The 20,641-nt window shown below is 66.5% G+C and carries 19 protein-coding genes; 10 read left to right on the top strand and 9 right to left on the bottom strand.

All coding sequences use genetic code 11. From position 1 onward, the window contains the following. Window positions 1–254: 254 nt before the first annotated feature. Window positions 255–899 (top strand): hypothetical protein, encoded by a 645-nt coding sequence (locus tag HBB12_RS33920; RefSeq protein ID WP_236993759.1) that lies wholly within the window; start codon window positions 255–257, stop codon window positions 897–899. 12 nt (window positions 900–911) lie between these two features. Further along, window positions 912–1,466, top strand: coding sequence for a hypothetical protein (locus HBB12_RS33915; RefSeq protein ID WP_236993758.1), 555 nt, complete (start codon window positions 912–914; stop codon window positions 1,464–1,466). 155 nt (window positions 1,467–1,621) lie between these two features. Here the strand turns inward: HBB12_RS33915 and HBB12_RS33910 are convergent, their stop codons facing one another. The 7 genes from HBB12_RS33910 to HBB12_RS33880 all read right to left on the bottom strand — a co-directional run bounded on the left by HBB12_RS33910 (window position 1,622) and on the right by HBB12_RS33880 (window position 6,996). Then, window positions 1,622–3,853 (bottom strand): AICE element replication initiation protein, encoded by a 2,232-nt coding sequence (locus tag HBB12_RS33910; RefSeq protein ID WP_236993757.1) that lies wholly within the window; start codon window positions 3,851–3,853, stop codon window positions 1,622–1,624. Beyond that, the gene (locus HBB12_RS33905) at window positions 3,846–4,178 is read right to left on the bottom strand and encodes a hypothetical protein (protein ID WP_236993756.1); all 333 of its coding nucleotides are present in this window, start codon (window positions 4,176–4,178) and stop codon (window positions 3,846–3,848) included. The genes HBB12_RS33910 and HBB12_RS33905 overlap by 8 nt, the downstream gene beginning before the upstream one ends. Beyond that, window positions 4,175–4,792: a hypothetical protein gene (locus HBB12_RS33900; protein WP_236993755.1), complete on the bottom strand. Its 618-nt coding sequence runs from the start codon at window positions 4,790–4,792 to the stop codon at window positions 4,175–4,177. Before HBB12_RS33900 ends, HBB12_RS33905 begins: the two co-directional genes overlap by 4 nt. Next, complete coding sequence (locus HBB12_RS33895) at window positions 4,789–5,214, bottom strand: helix-turn-helix transcriptional regulator (RefSeq protein WP_236993754.1); 426 nt, start codon at window positions 5,212–5,214, stop codon at window positions 4,789–4,791. The genes HBB12_RS33900 and HBB12_RS33895 overlap by 4 nt, the downstream gene beginning before the upstream one ends. 192 nt (window positions 5,215–5,406) lie before the next feature. Continuing rightward, window positions 5,407–6,171 carry a hypothetical protein gene (locus tag HBB12_RS33890; RefSeq protein ID WP_236993753.1) on the bottom strand — a complete coding sequence of 255 codons (765 nt, stop codon included), beginning with the start codon at window positions 6,169–6,171 and terminating at the stop codon, window positions 5,407–5,409. Further along, a complete protein-coding gene (locus HBB12_RS33885; protein WP_236993752.1) occupies window positions 6,168–6,626 on the bottom strand; it encodes a hypothetical protein in 459 nt (152 codons plus the stop codon). The genes HBB12_RS33890 and HBB12_RS33885 overlap by 4 nt, the downstream gene beginning before the upstream one ends. 73 nt (window positions 6,627–6,699) lie before the next feature. Further along, entirely contained in the window at window positions 6,700–6,996 is a 297-nt protein-coding gene (locus HBB12_RS33880; protein ID WP_236993751.1) for a hypothetical protein, read from the bottom strand. Window positions 6,997–7,101: 105 nt separating this feature from the next. Between HBB12_RS33880 and relB the strand changes: the two genes are divergently transcribed. The 6 genes from relB to HBB12_RS33850 all read left to right on the top strand — a co-directional run bounded on the left by relB (window position 7,102) and on the right by HBB12_RS33850 (window position 15,309). Next, complete coding sequence (gene relB / locus HBB12_RS33875) at window positions 7,102–7,329, top strand: type II toxin-antitoxin system RelB family anti-toxin (RefSeq protein ID WP_236993750.1); 228 nt, start codon at window positions 7,102–7,104, stop codon at window positions 7,327–7,329. Beyond that, window positions 7,326–7,910, top strand: a complete 585-nt coding sequence (locus HBB12_RS33870) for a hypothetical protein (protein ID WP_236993749.1) — start codon at window positions 7,326–7,328, stop codon at window positions 7,908–7,910. Before relB ends, HBB12_RS33870 begins: the two co-directional genes overlap by 4 nt. 2,450 nt (window positions 7,911–10,360) lie before the next feature. After that, window positions 10,361–10,750 carry a hypothetical protein gene (locus HBB12_RS33865; RefSeq protein ID WP_236993748.1) on the top strand — a complete coding sequence of 130 codons (390 nt, stop codon included), beginning with the start codon at window positions 10,361–10,363 and terminating at the stop codon, window positions 10,748–10,750. Between the two features lie 78 nt (window positions 10,751–10,828). Then, complete coding sequence (locus HBB12_RS33860) at window positions 10,829–11,161, top strand: hypothetical protein (protein ID WP_236993747.1); 333 nt, start codon at window positions 10,829–10,831, stop codon at window positions 11,159–11,161. 160 nt (window positions 11,162–11,321) lie between these two features. After that, window positions 11,322–14,072, top strand: coding sequence for a coiled-coil domain-containing protein (locus HBB12_RS33855; RefSeq protein WP_236993746.1), 2,751 nt, complete (start codon window positions 11,322–11,324; stop codon window positions 14,070–14,072). A gap of 142 nt (window positions 14,073–14,214) precedes the next feature. Continuing rightward, entirely contained in the window at window positions 14,215–15,309 is a 1,095-nt protein-coding gene (locus HBB12_RS33850) for a phage baseplate assembly protein (RefSeq protein WP_236993745.1), read from the top strand. Window positions 15,310–16,205: 896 nt separating this feature from the next. On the opposite strand, the gene HBB12_RS33845 is transcribed toward HBB12_RS33850, so the two are convergent. Further along, window positions 16,206–16,841 (bottom strand): recombinase family protein, encoded by a 636-nt coding sequence (locus tag HBB12_RS33845; protein WP_236993744.1) that lies wholly within the window; start codon window positions 16,839–16,841, stop codon window positions 16,206–16,208. 517 nt (window positions 16,842–17,358) lie between these two features. Here HBB12_RS33845 and HBB12_RS33840 point away from each other — a divergent pair. Together HBB12_RS33840 and HBB12_RS33835 are read left to right on the top strand one after the other, a co-directional pair. Then, window positions 17,359–18,711, top strand: coding sequence for a hypothetical protein (locus HBB12_RS33840; protein WP_236993743.1), 1,353 nt, complete (start codon window positions 17,359–17,361; stop codon window positions 18,709–18,711). A 7-nt stretch (window positions 18,712–18,718) separates the two neighbouring features. Continuing rightward, window positions 18,719–19,483 carry a hypothetical protein gene (locus tag HBB12_RS33835; protein WP_236993742.1) on the top strand — a complete coding sequence of 255 codons (765 nt, stop codon included), beginning with the start codon at window positions 18,719–18,721 and terminating at the stop codon, window positions 19,481–19,483. Between the two features lie 892 nt (window positions 19,484–20,375). On the opposite strand, the gene HBB12_RS33830 is transcribed toward HBB12_RS33835, so the two are convergent. After that, window positions 20,376–20,641, bottom strand: a 266-nt coding sequence (locus tag HBB12_RS33830; RefSeq protein WP_236993741.1) for a tetratricopeptide repeat protein, incomplete at its 5' end; no start/stop codon positions are given.

Genomic DNA, 20,641 nt, shown 5'->3' with positions numbered 1-20,641 from the left:
GTCGGTGCGACACCAGTATTTTTTACCGACGTGAGCCAAGCGCCATGGCCGTGGGCTTCGTACGGTACAGCTATGCCCTAGCCTGAAGTGATTCTGCCAGCGCCGCGTTGAGGTCAGGCGATTTCGCTCGCCTCAGGCGCATGCTCCGACCTGCCACGGCCTGAGGGTCGCGGCTTTCTGCACCGGCCCTGCATCCCGCGGCGGCCGGCTTCTCGACTCCGCACGACATGATCACCCGAAGGGGAGGACGCGCCATGACCCATGGCTGCGAGAGGATGATGCCTGGCCTGATGGATGGCGAGGGTGCCTGTGCAGAGGAGGCGCAGGGACGGCGAGGGGCGGCCGGAGATGGGCGTGCCTGCCCGGTGGGGCCGGGCAGGCTGGCGCCATGCGAGGCGCTGCGCCTCCTCGCCGCCCTCGTCGAGGGGGCCCGCGTGCCCGTCATTGCCGGCGATGTCGCCAGGATTGCGATATGGGTGCCGTACGGTGTCCTCGACGACCTGCCGGACTGTGTGGCGGGCCTCGACCTCACCCCGCCCGCAGCGGGGCCGCCTGACGCCTCCGGCGCTTGGTCCGGCACGCTCCTGCCGATGCTGCGCGAGGCGGAGCGCCTCTTGCCTGAGATCTTCGACGGCATTGGAGACGTGGTCGCCGCGCCGGCTGGCGGCTACGACATCGCCATCACCGTCAGCCTCGCCATGCACGACCGGCTCGCTTTGTGGACCGCCGGCCTCGACCTCGTTGAGCACCTGATCGAGCGGGCGGCCTCGCCGCAACCCCTGCCGCTCACCGCGCTCGAGCCCGGAGTTCCGCAGGAACTGGCGGGGCTCGTGCTCGGCCTGTACGCCGCGCAGGCCCGTACGACGTCCAAGGTACCCGGCCACTTCTCGGCTGCGTAAGGGTCGGCGCCGATGGCTTCCATCCACCCTCGTGCCCGGATTGTCCTGTCCGCAGCTCGCGAGGCGGTGCGCCTCCTCGACGCAGTGCTCTGTGGTGCGGCCCCCGATCCTGGCGGCAATGGCTTCGCGATCCGCGCCGACGTGACTGCGCGGGTACTCGACCGGATCACCTTGTGGCTCGCGGCCCGGCCGGCGCCTCCCCCCGCCTCCGCCTGTCCCCTGGCGGCGGCCCAGCGCGAGGCGGCCGATCTCCTGACAGCGCTGATAGAGCGGCTGGAGACGGTCCGCCCGCTCCCCTCGGGAGGGGTCGAGCTACGCTTCGCGTCTGGCGCAGCTCTGTTCGACCGACTGATGGTCTGGGGCGCAGCGATCGAGGATATGGAGGTCTCAGGCGAGGACGACGAGGACGGCGCCGATGCGGAGCCGATCGATTACTGGCCCGATCGCAACGGATCGGAGCCGGGCGCCGCCGCAACGGGTGTCGAGTCACGATCACCGATCGGCCTTCTCGGCGGGATCCAAATAGGCTTCTCGACGTACAGAGGTCTCGACGCTTTGACGTTTTGATATCAAGCGATCGCCGACCTTTCCCGCCGCCGCCTACCCCGCCATCGCGGGTCCCTCCTCGCGAGGGTGATCCGCGAGGAGACGGGCGGCCCACCCTCGGCAGCCTGACCAGGAATCCGTAGCCGCAAGTCGCGGCCCGGCGTCGAGCTCAAGGGCTACGCCGGGCCGCTCCCGTCCTTCTTCACCCGCGCGATGGTGATGAACCGGTCCCCTGAGTGCCGGCGCTCCACGGTGATGCCGCGGGTCTTGAGGGTGGGGATGACGCGATCGAGCTGGTTGCCGAGGGACTGCGCCGTCTGCGGCCACCACTTCTGGCTCGTGATCGCGGGGTCCGCCTTGTCCCTGAGGAGGGGGAGGAGGTCCATCGCGCGACCGTGGAACAGCTCGCGATCGTCCAGGAGCGCGGCGATCGCCATCGCGACCGGGCTCGCCTCGAACGCCGAGTCCGCGATATCCTTCCGGTTCGAGGCGTAGGCGTCGACGAAGGTGCCCCGCTCCCAGCCGAGGCCCTGCTCTGCCGCCGTCACCCATTTGGCGAAGTCGGCGAGCCGCGGCGAGCGGGTGAGCCTCACGCTCGACAGGTTGCGCACCGCGGCCGAGAGGGCGTCGCACAGGGCGGCGAGCACGCGCGGCCGGGCCTCCTCCCAGGCTGCATCAATCTCGTCCTCCGGCCGGCGCGCCTCCTCCGAGATCGGGGACAGGCGGATCGTCACGGCGCGGTCGCCGAGGTCGGGGCGGTCGACCAAGCTTGGAATTCCGTTCAGCAAAATCGGCTTCGTCGCGTTGAGGACGGTCTCTTCCTTGTCCGTGTAGTTCGTCCTCACGCCGAAGCCGCCGCCGGTCGCGAGCCGGCACAGGGCGTCGGCGAGCCAGTTCGGCATTGTCGACATGTTGTCGATCACCAGCATGTGAGCGTTGATCGCCGCGGTGAGCAGGTCGCGATCCTTATCAGGCGCCGATCGGATCGGAGCAACATTAGGATCTACGAGAGAACGCAGGAGTTTAGTCAGGAATGATTTGCCGGTTCCTTGCTGTCCATTCAAAATTAAGACTGGATAGGGCCCGCGGTTGCGCAGCGCCCCGACGAGCCACCCGGCGACGAGGGTGAAGTCCTCCTCCGCGGCGGTGTTGATGAAGGAGCGCAGCTCGTCGATGCTGCATGCATCGTCCTCGCACGGGGCCGGCAACGGCTGCATCGAGGGCGTGCGCGTGAACGGCAAGCCGTGGCGCTCCAGGACCCGCCAGCCGCTCGCGTCGATCTCGACGGCGCGCCATGCCTCGTCGCACAAGTCGAGATATAGCCGCCCGTCGCGCATGCCGGTGCGCATCCACGGTTCCTGGCGCGGCCCCTCGTTCGTCGCCTGCGCGCAGGCCGTGCGCAATGCGTCGTCGATCGAGGACGTCCCCGGCACCGTGCCGAGTTCCTTGTAGCTCTGCCAGGACAGCCAGTCCCGGAACGTGCTCGACCGGATCGGCCAAGTCTCGACCCGATCGCCCACCGCGTAGGTCGCGAAGGCCTCCCGCTCGGGGCTGTGCCAGAGGGTGCAGCGCTCGATGATTCCCATCACGGCGTCGCGCTGCGCCGGGGCCCGCTTGCGCTCGGGCGCGTCCTCGGATGCCGGAGCGGAGGGCCGCGCCGCCGCCTTCGCCTTCGGGGCGGCCTTGGGCGCGGGCGGGGTCTCCGCCTTCGCCGCGACCTTGCTCGCGGTGGCGAGGAAGGTCGCGGCTTGCTCCGGCGTCCAGCCCTCGGCCTCGGCGTCGGCGGCGTCCCACCCCCCGCTCGCGCCCTTTGGCGGATGGACGATGGCGACCGACGCCGCGCCGGCCGCGAGGATGAGTGGGGCGATCGTCTCGGCATGGGCGAGGCCGGGCTCGTCGGCATCGCGCCAGATCACGACATCGCAGCCCTTGAGCGCCCCCCAGTCGGCGTGCTGGCCGTTCGACGACCCGTTCGGCGCCGTGACCACGACGAGGTCCGGCAGGAGCCGCGCCGCGCTGTCCGCGCTCTTCTCGCCTTCGGTGACGACGACCCGCCCGCCGGGGTGGGCCGCCAGGCGGTCGAGGCCGTAGAGCGGGCGGGGGTTCTGCCAGCTGAGCCACCGCCAGCACGCGGGCTTGCCATCGGCCGGGCGGCCGAAGGTCAGGGGCCGGAATTCCTTGCCGCCGGCCGGTTTCTCGAAGCGGCAGACGTAGCCGAGGAGGCGGCCCGCGGCGTCGCGGTACGTCCACGTCGCGGACGGCAGCCCGAGATCCTTGTGACGGGTCGGCGCCACCGGAGCGTCCGCCGGCACCGGCGTGATGACCGCGAAGGCCGGCGGCTTGGCCTTGGCGCTGGCCTTACCCGCAGGCGCGCCGGCGCCGTGGAGCGGGGCGAAGGGGTTAGTCATACGCACTCACGCCCAGCATCTCGGCGATGCCGCACGCGGCCTCGACCTGGTTTTTTCTGAAGAGGTAGGCGGCGAGCGAGACGAGATCCCCGCCGCGCTCGCCCGTGGAGAAGTCGGCCCACCGGCCCGTGACCGTGTTGACCTTGAACGAGCCCGGCCGGGCGTCGCTGCGGGTCGGGTTGCGGGCGACCCATTCCGCGCCCTGGCGGCGGCCATCGGGCAGCCAGCGCGCCAGGATGTCGGAGGCGCTGCCGAGCGCGCGATCGGCGATGCGCGCGATCGCGACCGTGCGGCGCTCGCCCGGGCGGCGAGGGGCACGGCTCATCGGTCGCCCTCCGCCTGGCGCGCCTGCGACGCCTCGACCTCGGCGGCGATGGCGAGCTTAGCGTGCGCGTCGAGCTTGAGTCCGGTCACCGCCTCGAGGAGTCGCACCGCGATCACGCCCAGCGCGAGGCCGTAGAGCGCCGCCAGCAGGCTTGCGACGTCCGACCCGGTGACGACCGGGCGCATGCGGGGACGGGCCTTCGCCTCGCCCTCGGCCGGGAAGACGTCGGGGTCGATCCACCACAGCCCGGTCCGCGCGGCGACGCGGGCGCTGCCGATGCGCCGCTCCAGGTTCGGCCCGAGGAGCGGGCGCAGGAAGGCGTTGCGCATCGCGGGCGCGACGGTGCCGAGGTGGTGCGCGAGCGAGCTGCGCGCGCCGACGAAGATCCGGGCCGGGCGCACGGCCTCGGGGGTCGCGGCCTTGCCCGCCGGGGCGAGCGTGTAGCCGAAGCGGCGATAGGGGCAGTCGGCGCGGGTGCAGTGGGCGCAGCGATGGCCGGGGGTGGGGCTGTGGCTGCGGATGTCCTCGCACCAGTCGCACCAGGCGTGCTGCTGGATCGGGCGCCCGTCGCGGTCGTGCGTCACGACAGAAGAGAGGATCGGATCGAAGCTCACGCCCGGGCTCCCTCGTCGGCGGCCATCGCCAGGGCGGCGGCAGGGGAGCCGGCCAGGGGGAGGCTCGCGCGGTAGCCGGCCGCGGTCGTGAAGCCGCCGCCGCGTGCCAGCAAGGCAGCCTCCCGCTCGTCCTCCTCGCGCATCTCGGCGGCGGTCGTGAAGCCGCCGCCGGCGGCCACGGTGGCGGCTTCACGACCGCGCTCCGGGAGGTCCTTGGCCGTGCTCACGGTGCGGTCGTTGAGCCACGCCTGGAGCGTGCTGCTGCGGTAGCGCACCGCCGAGCCGAGCTTGATGTAGGCCGGGCCGGTGCCCCGGATGCGCCATTGCTGGAGGGTCGTCTGCTTCAGTGCCATGAGGTGTGCGGCCTGCGCCTCGGTCAGGAGGGGATCGGCGCAGGACAGAGGGTCGGCGATGTGTGCCACCTGCTCATTCCTTATGAGTTTCGGTGGCTCATCTGCGCACGGCGAAGCGATGCGCCGATAGACTCATAACTCGGCGCGTTTCGGCCCGAAGATCCCGCATGGTGGAAACTTCTCGACTTTAAAGCCGAAGTTTCCGCCGCCCTGAAACCTCCGCGCGATGGAGCGCGGGTTTCAGGGCGGGTCGGGCCCGCCTCACGCCGCGCCGCCGCCCAGCGCATCCGCGAGCCCGCGCAGGAGGTGCAGGCCCAGACCCTCGGGCTCCCATTCCCCGAGGGTGGCGGCGAGGTGTTCGGCGAGGGCCGCCCCTTCGTTCAAGTCCTGGGGCACGATGGCGATCAGGGCCCTCAGCGCCTCGTCGTCGGCCTCGCACGCCTCGTCGGCGAGGCGCAGCAGCTCCTCCGCCTCCGGGTCGTCGGCGTCGAACGCTGCGGAGTGCCGGAGCGCGGCGGCGCTGGCCGCGTCGTTCGCCACCCCGTGCGCGGTGATCGCGGCGTAGAGCGCGCTCGGGCCGGGCGGGGCTGCCGATGGTGCGGGCTCGCCGAGCATCAGGGCGAGGTCCGCGCGCCGCGCCCGCACGATCCGGCCGAATGGCCCGTCCTCGGCGGCCAGGCAGTCGGCTTCCTCGCTCAGATACCAGCCGAGATGGGCCTTCAGCGCCCGCATCCCGCCGACCGTCCCGCATTCCGTGCCGAGCAACGCCTCGAGCGCCCGCGTCTCGCGGTCCTCCGCCTGCCACGTCCCGCCCTCCGGCCCGGCCCGGCATCCCGCCCAGGCATGCCGGTGAGCGGCGATCGCGGCCCGGAGCGCCGCCGGCACCTCCCCGGGCGCCTCGCCCGTCCTGGCGCATCCTGACGCGCCCGCCGGCCCTGCGCCGGCTCCCCTGATCGCGACCGCCAGCGCCCCGGCGAGCGCACCGCGCCGGCTCGGGCCCGGGATCGTCCGCTTGCCCGCCATCATGCATCCTCCCCGGTGGGAGCCCGCGCGCCGAGCGCCACGGCCAGCGCCTCGAGGAGCCGCACGGCCATGCCTTCGGCGCCCGACGCATCGGAGATGGTCGCGAAGTGGTCCGCCATGGCGCCGGCCTCCTCGACCGTGCAGGGCGTCATCGCGCACAGGGCGGAGAGCACCGCCGCGCCCCGGTCGCAGGCCGCATCGGCATCCGCGCGCAGCGCGGGCGCCTCCGGCGCGTCGCGCTCCTGCGCCTTGGCGTGGGCGAGCACCGCCGCGGCGATCGCCGCTTCGGCCTCGCGGTGGGCCGCGATCGCGGCGAGGACCGGACTCGGGGCTGCGGCCGGCGCCGGCAGGATCATCGCCGCCCCCGCGCCCCCGAGTGCCACGGCAAGGCCCCCGGCCAGCGCCGTCCGCCGGGATGGGCCCGGGATACCGGCGTGCGTCATCGTTCCGCGAGTCATGCGCGGTCCTTCCTCGGGGCGGTGCCCCGTCTGGGGTGGAGCCCGGGCTGCTACGGCACCGGGCGGGGAAGCCTCAGTGCGCGCGGGCCGTGCGAGCGGCCTTCGCGAGCGCCCAGGTGGCCTTGAGGGTGACGGACAGCGCCTCGCCCCAGGTCGAGCCGGTGCGGGCCTGATGGACCTTCGCGGCGGCGATGGCGGCCAACATGATTGCGGCCTTGTCGTAGGCACCGGCGACGACGAGGGGCCGGCGCTTGGCGGAGGTGGCGGCGATCAGGCCGCGGGCCGCGAGGAAGCCGGCCGGACGCTGCGTGCGGCTGCCGCGCAGCTCGTGCATCGCGGCGGTCCAATCGATCTTGCGGGTGGCGGCCATCGGTCTGCCCTGGTAACTTGAACTTAGGACAAGTGCAGTTATCCAAAATTCAGGTACTAAGTCAAGCGCGCTTGATTTTTTGACAAGCCAAGGTAGCGTAAGCCCATGCTCACCCCCGCACAGATCCGCGCCGCCAGGGCCATGCTGGACATCACGCAGGCGGAGCTTGCCGCTGCGTCGGGGATCTCAAAGACGGGCATCAACAACATTGAGCGCGGCGCGGCCGACCCGAAGGCGTCGACGCTCGCGTCTATTCAGGCGGCACTGGAGAAATCCGGCATCGAATTCCTCGACGGCGATGCTCCCGGTGTGAGGCATCGGCCCTCCACGTGACGGTGCCGGGTAGGGGCTGGCGCCTCGCAGGGAACGGCCGCGATCATCCTCAGCCTCTAATCCGCCGGGCTGCGCCCGTCCCCCGAATTCTCTCGCCGCTTTTCGGTGGTCTCAGGGCTGAAACACGCCGCCTAGTGAAGGTCTCTACTGGTATGTCAAGCGCTATACATAACAAAGATTACGTTTTTGATTGGAAAAAAGAAAGCGCGCGCGAAATCAGAAAAGAAGAAGAAATTAGTTTCGACTTTATGTCCATAATATCATTCTCTCATATTCTATATACAGCCATGCAAAAGGGCCTTGAGAATGATATGACTATGGACGATATATTCGCTGCTCAGCATATAACTGGAGAAATTGAGAAGATAGCCCGAAGAATTGAGAAGGATTTTGAAAACATATTTAGCTTGGGAGGCTATCGACACGCTAGTGATGCAGCTAAGGAGATAAATGAAAGGCAGGCTCGGGAGAGTTCCTCCGTCAAAACGGATGCATCGCAGGGTAAGCCTGCCGCGTCAGGGAAAGCCAATAGCAGCAATCCTTCCCGATCCGGGAGGAGCCCCGCTCCCCCGATCCGGTGACCGGGGGGCTTCCCCCCGATTGGGGGAATGCCCCGCCCCGCCCCGTTGCCTTCCCTCCCTGTGCCGTCCTCGCCGGCCAGTGCAGGCCAAAAGCCCGAGGCCGACTGATTTCCTCCGGCGTCCATTCGGTGGCTAAGCTCCTGATCCCACGGGCGAGACCACCGATTTCCTCGCGCGCTCGCGCACGCCGTTGCCTGGCAGATCGCCGTACATCGTTCTGGCAGGCAGGTCGTCCCTCGCCGAAAGCTGCGGACTGACCCTTGCGCCCCTGCGCCGAGGTGCGGGGGTCCGTGTCATATGGATGCCTTCGCCCCGCGCCCCTACAGCCTGCGACGTTGCCCGTCCGCGGGCGTCCTCGGCATCCGCCCGCCCCTCCGCTGCGCCGCTGCCTTGCTGGCCTGCAGGGTCCCTGCCGGGCCTCCGGAGGCGCGGGGGTATAATACCGCGCGGATTTTCTAGCGGGGCAGTCGAAATCCTGACCGTACACGTGCCCGCGGGCCTTCTGGCGCTCGCCTAGCCTTCGGGTCCCTCCCCCTCGATCGAGGGTGCACGGGCAGTAGACCGTCAGGGTTTTCCAGTGAGGCTATTTTGAAACTGGGGTTACCACCCTTGCCTTCGTGCCACTGCCTCGCCGGCCCTCGGGTCCCTCCCCTCTCGACTGGGCCGCACGGCCGGTAGATCGCGCGGGCGTTCCAGTGAGGCTGTTTGCGATTTCAGGGTTCACAGTCGCCCCCGTCCGCCCTCTGCCCCTTCCTCGCTCCCCCCGCCCCCCTTGGACCTACCCGGTCGGCACGCCGTCCACACAGGGATGGGGGAGGAGGAGCGGCGGTTTTGCCCGGCTCGGGGACGGTGCGGGTCCCGCCTCGTGCTGCCAGTCGGTACGGGCTGCGGACGGTGCGGGCGTGCCGGCGAGGCTGGCCGCGGATCAGGGTTGACCGGGTTGACGCCGTTGACGCCGGGTCCCTGGCATGGCGTCCGACCTGCGGGGGCGAAAGATCGCGCGGGCGCGCCAGCGAGGCCGCGCCCGATCCGACCGAACACCCCGAACACGCGGGCGGCGCCCGAACACGTCGAGCCCGGCGGGTCTCTGTCCGTGGCGCGGGCGTCACGGCCGAAGGATGGTGCGGTCGCGCCAGTGGCGCCGGCTGCGATCTGAGGTGACAGGGGTGACAGGCCCGGCAGGGGGGTGACACCCCAGTTTCACGGGTCCTTCCTGGGGGGTCGATGCCTGCGGTTGGTAGGTCGACCCCTCTGTCCAGTCAGGGTCGAAAACCAAATCCTAAACTCGAGCCGGGGCTAAAGTCCGCCGGGTGCCACTCCCGCGTGTGGCCTTGAGCGTGCGGCACCGCGCGGTCGTGCCGGCCGAGCTCGACCCTACCCGTTTCACGGGTCCCTCCTGGGGATTTGATGCTGGCGGGTAGGAAGCTGCGGACCCTGCCCAGTCTCAGCCCGCAACAAAAGCCGCAACTTGCCCGCAACTCGGGGGCTAAAGTCGTCAATAATCCGAGTTTATGCGAGCGATATGCTTCGGAAGCGGCCTGATTGTTCGGGTCCCTCCAAGCTCTCGCGACTTGCGGGAGCACAAGATCACGCGGGTTCGCCAGAAAAGCGTCCGCAAATCTGACCTGACACACCTGACACATGGGCCTGACACGACAGGCGATCGGGCCTTCCGGCACCCATCGGCCCTGACACCCGTGGGTCCCTCCGGGTGCTCCGGTCCTCACGAGAGGAAACCCCGTGACCCCCGGCCAGTGAGGCCGATCCGAAATCAGGGTTGCCAGGGTTGTCAGCGAAGCCGCCGAAGTTGCCAACCGGAGCCGATTTCGCCCTGGTCCTGGCAACCTCGACCGGCTGCGCGGAGGGAATCCCCGCGCGCGGTTGCCAGCCGGGCGGGCCGCTCGTCACGGCTAACAGGGCTAACGGTCGGGCCTCCAGGCTAACGCCCGACGCGCCCGGGGCTAACGGCTGGACGGCTGGTGGACGGCATTTGGACGGCGAGAGGGCGAGGGACGCCTGCTAAGTCATTGATATAATTGGGATGGACGGCGTTGGGCGGCTTGGGCGGCTCTATTTTTCCAATCTCTGAGAAGAGGAAGGAAGGGGGTCGCGCGCGAGGGAAGGCGCCCCTGGACAGGGTGCGGAATGGCGGAGAGGGGGGAGGGGTATAGATATAGAGGGGGAGGATAGAGAGAGTCAGAGGTAGAAAACCGGGGGGACAGCCGTCCAGCCGTCCAGAGCCGCCGGAACCATTTCGGATCAGTGGGTTAGGCTGAAAGTCCTGCCGTCCATCGGCCGTCCGGGCAAGCGCCCGAAGCCGCCCAGGGTGCGGACCGCGGCATGAGCGCAAGTGGGGCTCAAACTTCGGCCAGATGAGCCCGAAGTTTCGGCCGTATCTGGGGGTGGTGCCGATGCGCCATGATGGCCTTCTACACAGGAAGATCACCATCGTGACCCACGCTGTTCCGCCCGGCGCGTTGGCGGAGTTTTCCCGCGAGGCCGAGCCCGCCGGGCCGTCTTCCCCACCCACCTGCCGCGTGACGGTGCATCTCGACGGCCGCGAGTTCCTGGCCTTCGACGGCGTTCAGGCAACCATCAGCCACGTCTCGTTCGGGCAGCACGAGCGCCTCGTCGCCGCGCTGATCTCCGCGCTCGAACTCGCGAACAACCACCGTCCGGTGCCCTCGGACTTGGTCGAGGGCCTGCGCCTCGTCGAGCTTCTGGCGAAGGACCGCGACCCGCTCACCGTGCAGATGGAGCTCGGCTTCATCCGCAGCGCGATCGACGACGCGCAGCGGACGCTCGCCGCCGAGGAGCCGGCGCCGACCCGGCTCAACTGACGCTGCCGCCCTCGTCCCCCAGCCCCAGCCCCACACGCCGCCGCACGCGGCAGCCCCTCGCCCCGGAGTTCTGACATCATGTCCAAGGCCGACACCCCCGCAAGCAGCGTCACCATCCCCCTGACCACGCCGATCCAGTGGCACCGCGATCTGGTCCGCGAGATCGTCCTACGCGAACCCACCTGGGACGACATCATGCCGATCGGGCATCCCGTCACGCTCCACTCCTCGCCGGAGGGCGTACAGATCCCCGTGGAGAACCCCGCGGCCATCATGCACTACGCTGAGCGTTGCGTGGTCGAGCCCATGGATATGAACTTCCTGTCCCAGCTTGGCCTCCGGGATACGATGCGGGTGCGGCAGGCAATCCTGGATTTTTTCCTCTCCGCCGGGCCGGGGGACGCGGCCTAGACCACCTCGCCCGCGAGCTGGTCTTCATCTGCGGCTTCCAGCCCGACACCGTGGGGCGCATGACGCCTCGCGGCATGTTCTTCTGGCGGGACGCCTGGAACGCGCGCCAGGACGAAATCAAGCAGGACGCCGATTTCCGCAAACGTAGAGGCGGACGCTGATGGGTCGCATTATCGAAGCGAAGGCGGTCATCACCGCCGAGGACCGCACCGGCAAGGTCTTCGAGCGGGTCGGGAAGAAGGTCGCTGCCATCGCCGCCGCCATGGGCCGGACCAGTGGGGCGGTCGTTGCGGCCCGCCAGGTCGGCGCCGTCGCCACCGCGCTCAAACAGGCCGAAGCCGCCTCGAAGTCCTACACCAGGGCCGCGACCGATGCCGGCCGGGCGACCAAGGTGCTGCGCCAGGCTGGCGCCGATCTCGGCCGGCCCGGCGTCTTCCGGATCTCGGATGACCTGAAGCGCGACATCACCGCTCTGCGGCTCACCGGGCGGGAGGCGCAGCGCCTCGCGCGCGAGGTCGCCACGATGCGCCGGGAGCAGGAGCGGGCGCTCGCCGGCATCGGCAACGCCAAGGTGCGCGAGCAGGCGGCGAAGGCCGACGCCGCCCAGATGGAGGCCCGCATCCGGCGCCGGGCGCAGGAACTGCGGGCGGAGCGCGACCACCGCGAGGACTTCGCCCGCCAGATCGGCGCGCAGGGCGTGGCGGAGGTGGCCGCCGCCCGCCGGGTCGCGGCCGAGAAGGTCCGCGTCGCCCGCGAAGCCCTACGCGAGACCCGCCGCCTCGAGCGTGAGGGGGCCCGCGAGGCGGCGCAGGCCGCGCGCGAGACTGCCCGGGCGCAGGTGCGGGCCGCCCGCGAGGCGACTGCGGCGCAGCGCCGGGAGCAGGCCTCGATCCGGCGCGCCGCCTCCGACCATAACCGGTTCACGTCCCGCGGCCGGGACGCGGCCGGGACCCTTGTCGGCTCGGTCGGGGTGGGTGGCGCCGGCTACGGGGCTGGCCGGGCGGTGCGCGCCGCGGCCCGGGTCGGCGCCGAGGGCGTGCGCGAGGATGCCCGCGACTATCTCGGCGGCATGTCGGAGGCAGACTCGGGACGCATCCGGCGCCGGGCGCTCGACCTGTCGACGCAGTATCGCAGCGTCGACGCTACGACCTTCCACGAGCGCCTGCGCGACACGGCGATGTCGATGGGGTCGGTGGACAAGGCGATGGAGGTCTCCGACACCATCGCGCAGCAGCACGTCGTGTTGCAGTCCCTCAAGGGCAAGGAGAAGGCGCTTGAGGAGGGCCGGCGCTTCTCGGCCGCCCTCGACAACCTCGGCAAGAACCAGGATCCGGCCCAGGTCCGCCGCCTGTCCGACGGCTACCTCAAGGCCCTCGGCGTCGAGGGCGCCGATCTCGACATGGGCTCGCTCCTCCAGATCGCCCGCAAGGCGAAGTCCGGCGGCGGCGGTTTGTCCGAGCGCTTCCTGATGGGCGTGGCGCCGGCCCTGTCGATGGACATGGGCGCGAACGAGCTCGGCACGGCGATCGGCACCGAGATCTCGCAGTTGATCGGCGGGCGGGCGACGAAGGCGTCCAAGGCCTATCAGCAGAAGATGGGCCTGCGCGACAAGAAGGGCGCGTTCATCAACCGCGACAAGGTCGTCTCGGACCCGTTCGCCTATACCAACGAAGACCTGATCCCGAAGCTCAAGGCAGCGGGTGTCGACGTGGGGAACGACGCGGCGGTCATCGAGGCGACGAGCAAGGCGTTCTCGCAACAGACCGTCGCGAACCTGTTCGCGAAGATGATTACGCAACGGGACCAGTACCAGCGTAAGCTGACCCAGTACGACCAGGCGCCGGGCATCGAGGCAGCGGCGAAGCTCCCGCAGAAGGACCCCTACGTCGCCGCGGCCGCGGCCATGGCCCAGACCTCGAACGCCGCGCAGCACCTCGCCGAAGCCGCGATGCCGGCCGCGACCGCCGCGCTCAACACCTATGCTGAGGGCATGGCGAAGCTCACCAAGGGGATGGTCGACAACCCTGACGCGACGAAGGTCGCGGCCCCGATGGCCGGGTGGTTCGGCGGGTCGCTCGCGAGCCTCGCCGCCGGCCTCGGGCTCAAGGGCGTGGTGGGGAACGCCACGGGCTTCACCGCCAACGCCCTGCGCTGGCTCTCCGGCGGTCTCATCGGCGGGGGCAAGGCGGGCCTCGTCGGCGCGCCGATTGCGGCAACCACGGCACTCGGCGTCGCCACGGCCGAGAGCCAGGCGCACAACGAACAGGGCGTGCCGAACCTCATCGCCGGCAGCGAGTCGCCCACGGCCCGCATCGCCCGCGAGCTGCGGGAGGCTCGCGAGCAACAGCGGACCCCGGAGGGCCGCCGCGCCGCCCTGCAGGAGCGGATCGACCGCGAGAAGTCGGTGATCGACGGCGTCATGCGGGGGCTGCCCGACACGCCCGCGCACCCGTCCGCTGCGACGATCGCCGATGCCCGCGCCCGGATCGGCCGCCTCACCCGGGAGCGGGCCGCCATCGCGAGCGCGATCCCGGCCGACCGCCTGCCGCCGGCCGTGACGCCTGCCATGGTCCAGGCGGTCGCCCCACCCCGCCGGCCGACCGAATTCGGCGGCTCGCGTCCCGGGTGGAGCGATCCGCCTGGGCACTCGGGCTTCGGGGCGCCGGGCGCGGCCTCCGGCCCGATCGAGGCGACGGTGAAGCCGGATCAGATCCAGGCCAACGTGAAGCCCGACCAGATCCAGTCGACCGCGAAGCTCGAGGGCAAGGCGGAGGTGAGCGTGACGGTCAAGGTAGATGGGCCGGGTGCGGTCACCGGTCTGTCGGCCTCGTCGTCGGGCAACGTGCAAGCCAACGTCGGCACCCGTGGCCGATCCATGCCGCAGGCTGCGGGCAGCCCGGGCGGCTACTGATCCCGGGCACCTGCCCTGGCTCCGGGCCTTCCCGGCGGCCTGGGCGGCGCCCCGCTCGCCGGGGTGGCGCGCGCAGCGCCGCCCCTCCCTTCCGCCGCGGTCGAGGCGCTGGCGCCCGGCCCTGTATGAGGATCCTCCCGCGATGCCCTTCGTCGAGGAAATCGTGTCGCTCACCGTCGACGGGTATCGCCTACGAGGCTGGCAGGAGGTGAGCGTCGACCGCTCGGCGGACTCGGCCGAGATCACCTTCAACCTGTCCGCCACCAATCCCTCATGGTCGGCGGAAGCCAAGGCCCTGCGCCAGGGCAAGGCGGTCGAGATCCACACGAGCCCGGCCGGGCGCGGGATGGGCGACCTCATGGTCCGGGGGCACGTCACGGGCTACAAGGCCGATTACGACGACGACTCGAAGTCGGTCGCTCTGGACGGCAAGTCGAAGGCTGCCGACGCCATCGACTGCCATCCCGTCAAGCATAAAACCGGGCGGTTCGAGAACAAGACCCTCCTCGATGTCGCCAAAGAACTCGACGAGGTGGGTTGCGGGTTCAAGACAGATCAGCAACTTACCAATCTCGCCAAGGTGCAGCGCCAGCCGCTCGACACGATCTACCAGACGGTCGAGCGCGAGGCGCGCCGGCTCGGGCTGATGCTGCAGGGCGAGCCCGATGGCTCGATCAACATCACGCGGGCGGGCACGAAGCGCCACGCCGGCGCCCTGGTGCTCGGCGAGAGCCCGGTGAAGAAGATGGGCGTCGCGATCAAGTGCGACGCCAAGTTCTCGAAGATCGTCGCGCGGGGCCAGCGCGCCACCGGCACCGGCACGGACGCCCTACGGCTCGAGGAGAGCGAGGACGATCCGAGCGTCGGGCGCTACCGCCCGCTCCTGATCATCCCCGAGGGGGATTGGAGCAAGAAGGAGCTCAAGCAGCGCCTGCAATGGGAGCGCCTGCGCCGCGCCGGCAACGGGACGACCATCACCGCCACGGTCTCGACCTGGCGCGACGAGGCGGGGAAGCTGTGGACCCCCGGCCTCCTGATGGCGATCGTGAACGAGCCGGAGGACGTCGACGGGGACTTCTCGCTGTCGAGCGTGTCGTTCCGCCAGGGCAAAGAGGGCACCGTCGCATTCCTGACCTTCGTCGATCCGAAGGCGCAGGGCGGGAAGGGCACCAAGGGCAAGTCGGGCAAGGGGTCCGATCCTGTCTTCTCGGCCGGCGATCCAGGAGATTGGGTATAGCCGATCGGGGGCTCGCCGCCTCGGCTCCGGGTCCCTCCCGGGGGTCTGGCGAGGGCGGATGGTACACAGGCTCGTATCCGGCAGGCTGGGCGCGAAGGCGTAGCCGCAACTTGGGGTGGGGCTACGGCTGACATCTCAGCCGTAGCCGGCCATGCCCCAACCAGGCGGATCACCCGAGGGCGACAGCCTCTGGGGCAGCCGAGCGCTGGCCACGTAGGACGGGCGGCGAAGTTGCAGGCCGGTCAGGCGACGTGCAGGCCAATGCTAGCCTGCGTAGCAGCTCTATGCTGCAAGCGACCCGAATGGATAAATCATATTTTACAGCCACTTAACGAACTCTGGCCTTCGCTACTTGATGCGGCGGAAAAACTCCCCATGTCCATTTCATAGGCGCCATCAGCAAGGGGTCTTGCATGAATTATAAATGCGCTCAATTAACATTCGATACATTCAAATATTTCGAGGGAGCTTTCAGAAGCAAGTTCTATATTGCAGCGAACGAACTTTTTGAGAAAAAAAGATCAATATTTTGCAGGATGAAACATAGTGTCCGTGGCAAGCCGGGGCGTCCGGCCGGGTATAAAGTGATCTCATCTGAGGTCCACCCGCTCCATGGAGCACTATTATGGAGTGGAAAAATACGGTCTACCTGGCCATCGTCGCTATATTCACCTCGATCTTAATCGGTCTGTTCGTGGGAATATCTCTTACGAACTTCAAATCTGTGCTTAAAGTACACGTTTCACCCAAAGGTTTCAATATGGAGATTACTCCGCCGAAGAAGTGATTAAATATAAAACTGGAAAATGACATATTTTCCAGATATCGCTTGAGGCTCCGGGCCCCTCCCGGAGCCGAGTTAGAGCGCTTCCTTACGATCTACATCGCATAGATCCTCACGCCGCCCACCGCGCCAAGATCGCTTCGGCCTCGGCCGGGTCTTCCTGGATCCTATATATGGTCTGTCGGCTCAGGCCGGTGTCCCGGGCGACGGCCGAGACGCTGGCGCCCTGGGTGAGCTGGGCCCGCACGGTGTCGAACTGTGCGCGGGTGTAGCTGGGCTTCCGGCCGCGGTAGGCGTCTTCCCGGGCCTTGGCGTGGGCGATGCCGGCTCGCTGGGCCTCGCGGGTCGCCTCGGCCTGCGCCTGCGCCGTCGCGCTCATAAAGGCGATGAGCGCATCTCGCACGGCCTGCTGCATCGGGTCCTTGGTGGCGCCGTCGAAGACCAAGCCGTTGATGACCGTGCGGACGATCACGCCCCGGCGCATCAACTCCCGGATGGTGTCGGTCACGTCCTGGTAGTCGCGGCCGAGCCGGTCGACCCACCGGACGACGAGGGTATCGCCCCGGCGGAGCATGTCGAACAGGCGCCGGCCCTGCGGCCGATCAGCAAGCCGGGTGCTGATGCCGCTCACGCCCTCGTCCGAGACCACGGCATCGATCACGAAGCCTGCGGCCTCGGCCTGGGTCCGCTGATGCGCGGCGGTCTGATCCGAGGTGCTGACGCGAGCGTAGAGGATGGTCTGCGACATGGTCGAAACGTCCGTTGATCTACTGTCCGCATAGAGCCATGTCCGTATGACGAAAGCAATCCTAGCGGACAGGGTCTCGGGCGGTCGCGGCGTTGTCCGCTGCGGTATGCCCTTATGGACGGCCGGAATAACGAACTGACCTCCGAGCGCCGCGCCTGCGGTCCGCTCAGGGTGGGGAGCGGCTGCCCAGCAGGCGGGTGCCGAGTGGCAGGATCGCGCCATGAGACGACCTTGGGCCAAGAGGCGCTGAACCGCCGCTCCCGACCCAACTCGGAAGCTTGGGAGGTCCGCTTGCGGGCGTCCTGTTCCCGCTTCGCGACACACCTTGGCCAGAGATAAGAAGGACCGCTTGACGGCGGGCTGACCATGAAAGCGGACATGCCCTTCCTTGTGGTCGGACACGTCCATAGATGGGTTTCCGCCAATGCTCATTCCAAGCTACTCGCTCGAATCTTCGCGCTTGAATTTCAGCCTCACATGCCGAAGACTGACTCAGAAATTTGAGGGAGTTTGCGCGATGGGAACGACTCAAACTGAGACTACCCATCTCGAAGAATGGAAGCAGCTCAAGCGAAATCTGTCGGGCTCTGCAGTCCTATCCGAGAGCATGATGGAATTGTTTGAGGTGGAGGCAAAGCGTCGGATCGAAGACAAAGGCGAATATCCAAATAGTTTGCATCTGGATCATTGGGATTTTTACCTTTCGGACGTATCCTCATCGCTTGATCGCTGCTTGGCTTACAGACGCGAAGCGCGTGATCTTGAAATTGCTGCGGTTAAGGCGGCCGTTGATTATACGCATTTCGTAGCATCGTCAGCCTTGAGCCGTAGTTTGGAGCTCGCCAGCTTGGGGGGAGATTCCGCGAAAGCGCGGCTGGACGCGATCGACCAAGCGCTTGGTAGTCTTCCTGAGATTGAATTCAGTGCGATATTTAGATCATATTTGACCATTGAGCGGTCCAGCCTTGTGACCACAATCAACAACCTCTCTGATAGAGCTACGTTAATTAAGAAGCGCTGGGATGAGCTTACGGACGTTGCCGAATCTTATCACAAGCGGCATACCACAAGCGGGAACGCCCACAATTTTGCGCAAAGATATGAGCGAGTTCTCGACATTTACGCAGATGAACTATTTGATGTCGTAAATAAAATTCCACACGTGCGTCGTGGAATTTGTCTGATTTTCGGGGACGTGCCCGCTTGCCCGGATTTCAACCAAGCTGACGGATACTTAGATCGCGTTGTTACATGGCTTCGGGATGTGATACGCTATACAAACGGGAAGACCGAATTAGAGACAAAATTTGACATTGTCATCCCGCTCGTCCAGCCCTGGAGGGGCAAGGACGAAAAAAGCTTCGTCGACGCCGATAAATTTTATGATATTTTCCACTCTGATGAGCATGTTAAGCAGCTTAGCTTCGAATTTAAAGATGTTTTCTACGGATTAGAGCGGGTCAGAGTATCTGGAATCGGTATTAGCTTTGGATCGGAGCCGTGGGGTTCTAAGGACGGCTCGGTAGGATGGCGCGACACTGTCACAGGCTACAGGCTTAGGGTCACAATAAAGACACCCGAACAGACCGATGAAGTTGGTAATAAATACAGCCGGCCTCCCGTAATTTTTGGTAATGTTGCGATACATGGAGCAGAGGCTCCTGTTGCCTGGTACGATGGTGCTAATTGCGCAAATTTGCGACCAAATGGTCATTGGACAATCTCTGTAGAGGACCTAGCTGTCTGGCTGAACGGCAAGAGGGCGAGTGTAAAATCAGGTTTTTTTTCCTCTAAAGTTCTAGATATCAAACTACACCTGAGAGTAACTGCACTTCCAGCCGACAAAAATGGTTCGTTTTTTTCTAAATAGGTGCACTTTGGAACGCAAGAAGCCAACCGGACTTATTGAGCAACATGCCGCGACTGGGCGGCACCCGCTCGACGTTGTAAGCGGAGTATCGGGAGCGGCCGCCGGTGGAGCTGGGGTTTTAGTAACCGCCCTAAATGCCGCTCTTCTCGAAACACCGGCGGCTCCGGCTGTCATCGTTTTTGATGTGATCGTCGCCGCGGGCGGGCTTAGTACTCGCGTCGCGAAAGCGATTGTCGGCTCGATGAGCATGGCGCCGCAGAAGTATGGCGAACTTTCGGAGAAGGTCGAAGCGGTATCCCGGCTTTTCGAGCCCCGACAGACAGCTGCAGATTACATTTCGGAGAAAGCGGGGAGTTTGCTCCCTTCCTATCTTGAAAATGAATTTGCGCTCATGGATCGCGCGCGCGAAGCGGCTAGGATCGCCCGAGAGGTAAGCGAAGGGAAGGTAAAATTAGACGAATTCCTCAAGCTTACTGAGGGCATCAAGGCCGCTGCCGAGTTGGTCAACAAGGCGGCTCACGAGGTCGAACTTCAAAGGAAGGAGGCACAGGCGTCCGCAGAGCGAGAGCGCGCCGCAAGGGACCAAATGGAGCGCGTCCGTGCGAACGAGAGAGATCGCGACCTAAAACAGGCCGCTGAACGCCAGCAGGCAGAAATCGAGAAAGAGAACCGAGAGATCAAGGATGCAATTGAGAAGCAATCGTCCTCTAACAGATATGACTATCGTGACAATCAGATTGGACAAGATAACTCTCATTCCGTGACAGTATGAGAATTGCCATTCGTACTTGCCGCCAGCAGTGACCCGATTAGCTATCCACAGTCATTCGCACTGGCGCTTAATAACATCCCGTTACCGACCGCCCTGAGGGTGCCGAACCCCGGTAAAGCTCATGAGTAGCCGACCTTAGCAGAACTCTTGAGCGAAGTTACTCTCCTCGCCCCCGCGAGATCGAGTTGCTTAAAGCGGCCTTGTGCCTGATGGATCGCCGCAACATCGTGACGATGGCTTCGGCTGAGCTGAATTCCCTAGTCCGTGGTCTATGATCGCGCCGAGATCGCAACTTGTTAATGCTACTTGAGCCGTTGGGTGGAGCAGCGTTACACGCTTTCCACTTCGGAGTAAGCCGCATGTTGTGCTGAACGGACGAGACAGGTGCAGAGCCGAATGTCCGATTGTAGGCGAGTGGTCAATGTCGGCTCGCCACCCCATCCGGACGTTCGATCCGCTCCCACCGAAGGACCGCATGGGGTCGAAAGCGACCCCCAACGGCGCTCGAAATCCGTTAGGGTATACCCTTACAGACAGGATCGGCCGCGCATAGCTGGCCCATGATGCGGGTCAAGCGTCGGTCGCACGCATGCCAATCGCTATTTCAATAGTTCGGTGTTTCTATATCTAAATATACTGATATTATTTTACTATCTGACGCATCATTTATATTATAATCTGTTTTATTATCGATCGTAGGAGTTAGATCGACTGATGCAGCACGCAGGAAATCCTATCGCGAGGCATGCAAACTGATGCACCCACCTCTCTCGGCCTCCGCGTCCTTGCCAGAGGCATGCAAGGCAGGTGGTAAAAGATGCCCTATCCAGCAGGTAGAGCGCGAAGGTGTAGCTGCAAATTGGGATTGCAACACCGCGCTACCACATGTTCTTCAATCTATAGATCTATATATCTTGTCGCGAATGATTGAAGCGCGCTCGTAGAGTGGCCGGGCCCCGGCCAGATCATCCTGGGCCCAGAGCAGTCCGGCGAGGTTGTTGAGGCTCGTGGCCGTGGCGGGGTGGTCAGGACCTAGCACCCGCTCGGTGATGGCCAGGGCGCGCTCGAGGAGGGGCCTCGCCCCGGCTAAGTCACTCTTCGCGTAAAGCAGACTGGCGAGGTTGGTAAGGCTCGTGGCCGTGGCGGGGTGATCAGGAC

Origin of the sequence: Methylobacterium sp. SyP6R (genome assembly GCF_019216885.1) — a bacterium.
Lineage (GTDB): Bacteria > Pseudomonadota > Alphaproteobacteria > Rhizobiales > Beijerinckiaceae > Methylobacterium.
Note: the sequence above shows the minus strand (reverse complement) of the source record. Positions and strands in the feature narration are given on the sequence as shown.

Bases quoted from the DNA above. Each gene is read 5' to 3' on its own strand.
- HBB12_RS33920 (WP_236993759.1), top strand. From the start codon at position 255: ATGACCCATGGCTGCGAGAGGATGATGCCTGGCCTGATGGATGGCGAG.
- HBB12_RS33915 (WP_236993758.1), top strand. From the start codon at position 912: ATGGCTTCCATCCACCCTCGTGCCCGGATTGTCCTGTCCGCAGCTCGC.
- HBB12_RS33910 (WP_236993757.1), bottom strand. From the start codon at position 3,853: ATGACTAACCCCTTCGCCCCGCTCCACGGCGCCGGCGCGCCTGCGGGT.
- HBB12_RS33905 (WP_236993756.1), bottom strand. From the start codon at position 4,178: ATGAGCCGTGCCCCTCGCCGCCCGGGCGAGCGCCGCACGGTCGCGATC.
- HBB12_RS33890 (WP_236993753.1), bottom strand. From the start codon at position 6,171: ATGATGGCGGGCAAGCGGACGATCCCGGGCCCGAGCCGGCGCGGTGCG.
- HBB12_RS33885 (WP_236993752.1), bottom strand. From the start codon at position 6,626: ATGACTCGCGGAACGATGACGCACGCCGGTATCCCGGGCCCATCCCGG.
- HBB12_RS33880 (WP_236993751.1), bottom strand. From the start codon at position 6,996: ATGGCCGCCACCCGCAAGATCGATTGGACCGCCGCGATGCACGAGCTG.
- relB (WP_236993750.1), top strand. From the start codon at position 7,102: ATGCTCACCCCCGCACAGATCCGCGCCGCCAGGGCCATGCTGGACATC.
- HBB12_RS33860 (WP_236993747.1), top strand. From the start codon at position 10,829: ATGTCCAAGGCCGACACCCCCGCAAGCAGCGTCACCATCCCCCTGACC.
- HBB12_RS33855 (WP_236993746.1), top strand. From the start codon at position 11,322: ATGGGTCGCATTATCGAAGCGAAGGCGGTCATCACCGCCGAGGACCGC.
- HBB12_RS33850 (WP_236993745.1), top strand. From the start codon at position 14,215: ATGCCCTTCGTCGAGGAAATCGTGTCGCTCACCGTCGACGGGTATCGC.
- HBB12_RS33845 (WP_236993744.1), bottom strand. From the start codon at position 16,841: ATGTCGCAGACCATCCTCTACGCTCGCGTCAGCACCTCGGATCAGACC.
- HBB12_RS33840 (WP_236993743.1), top strand. From the start codon at position 17,359: ATGGGAACGACTCAAACTGAGACTACCCATCTCGAAGAATGGAAGCAG.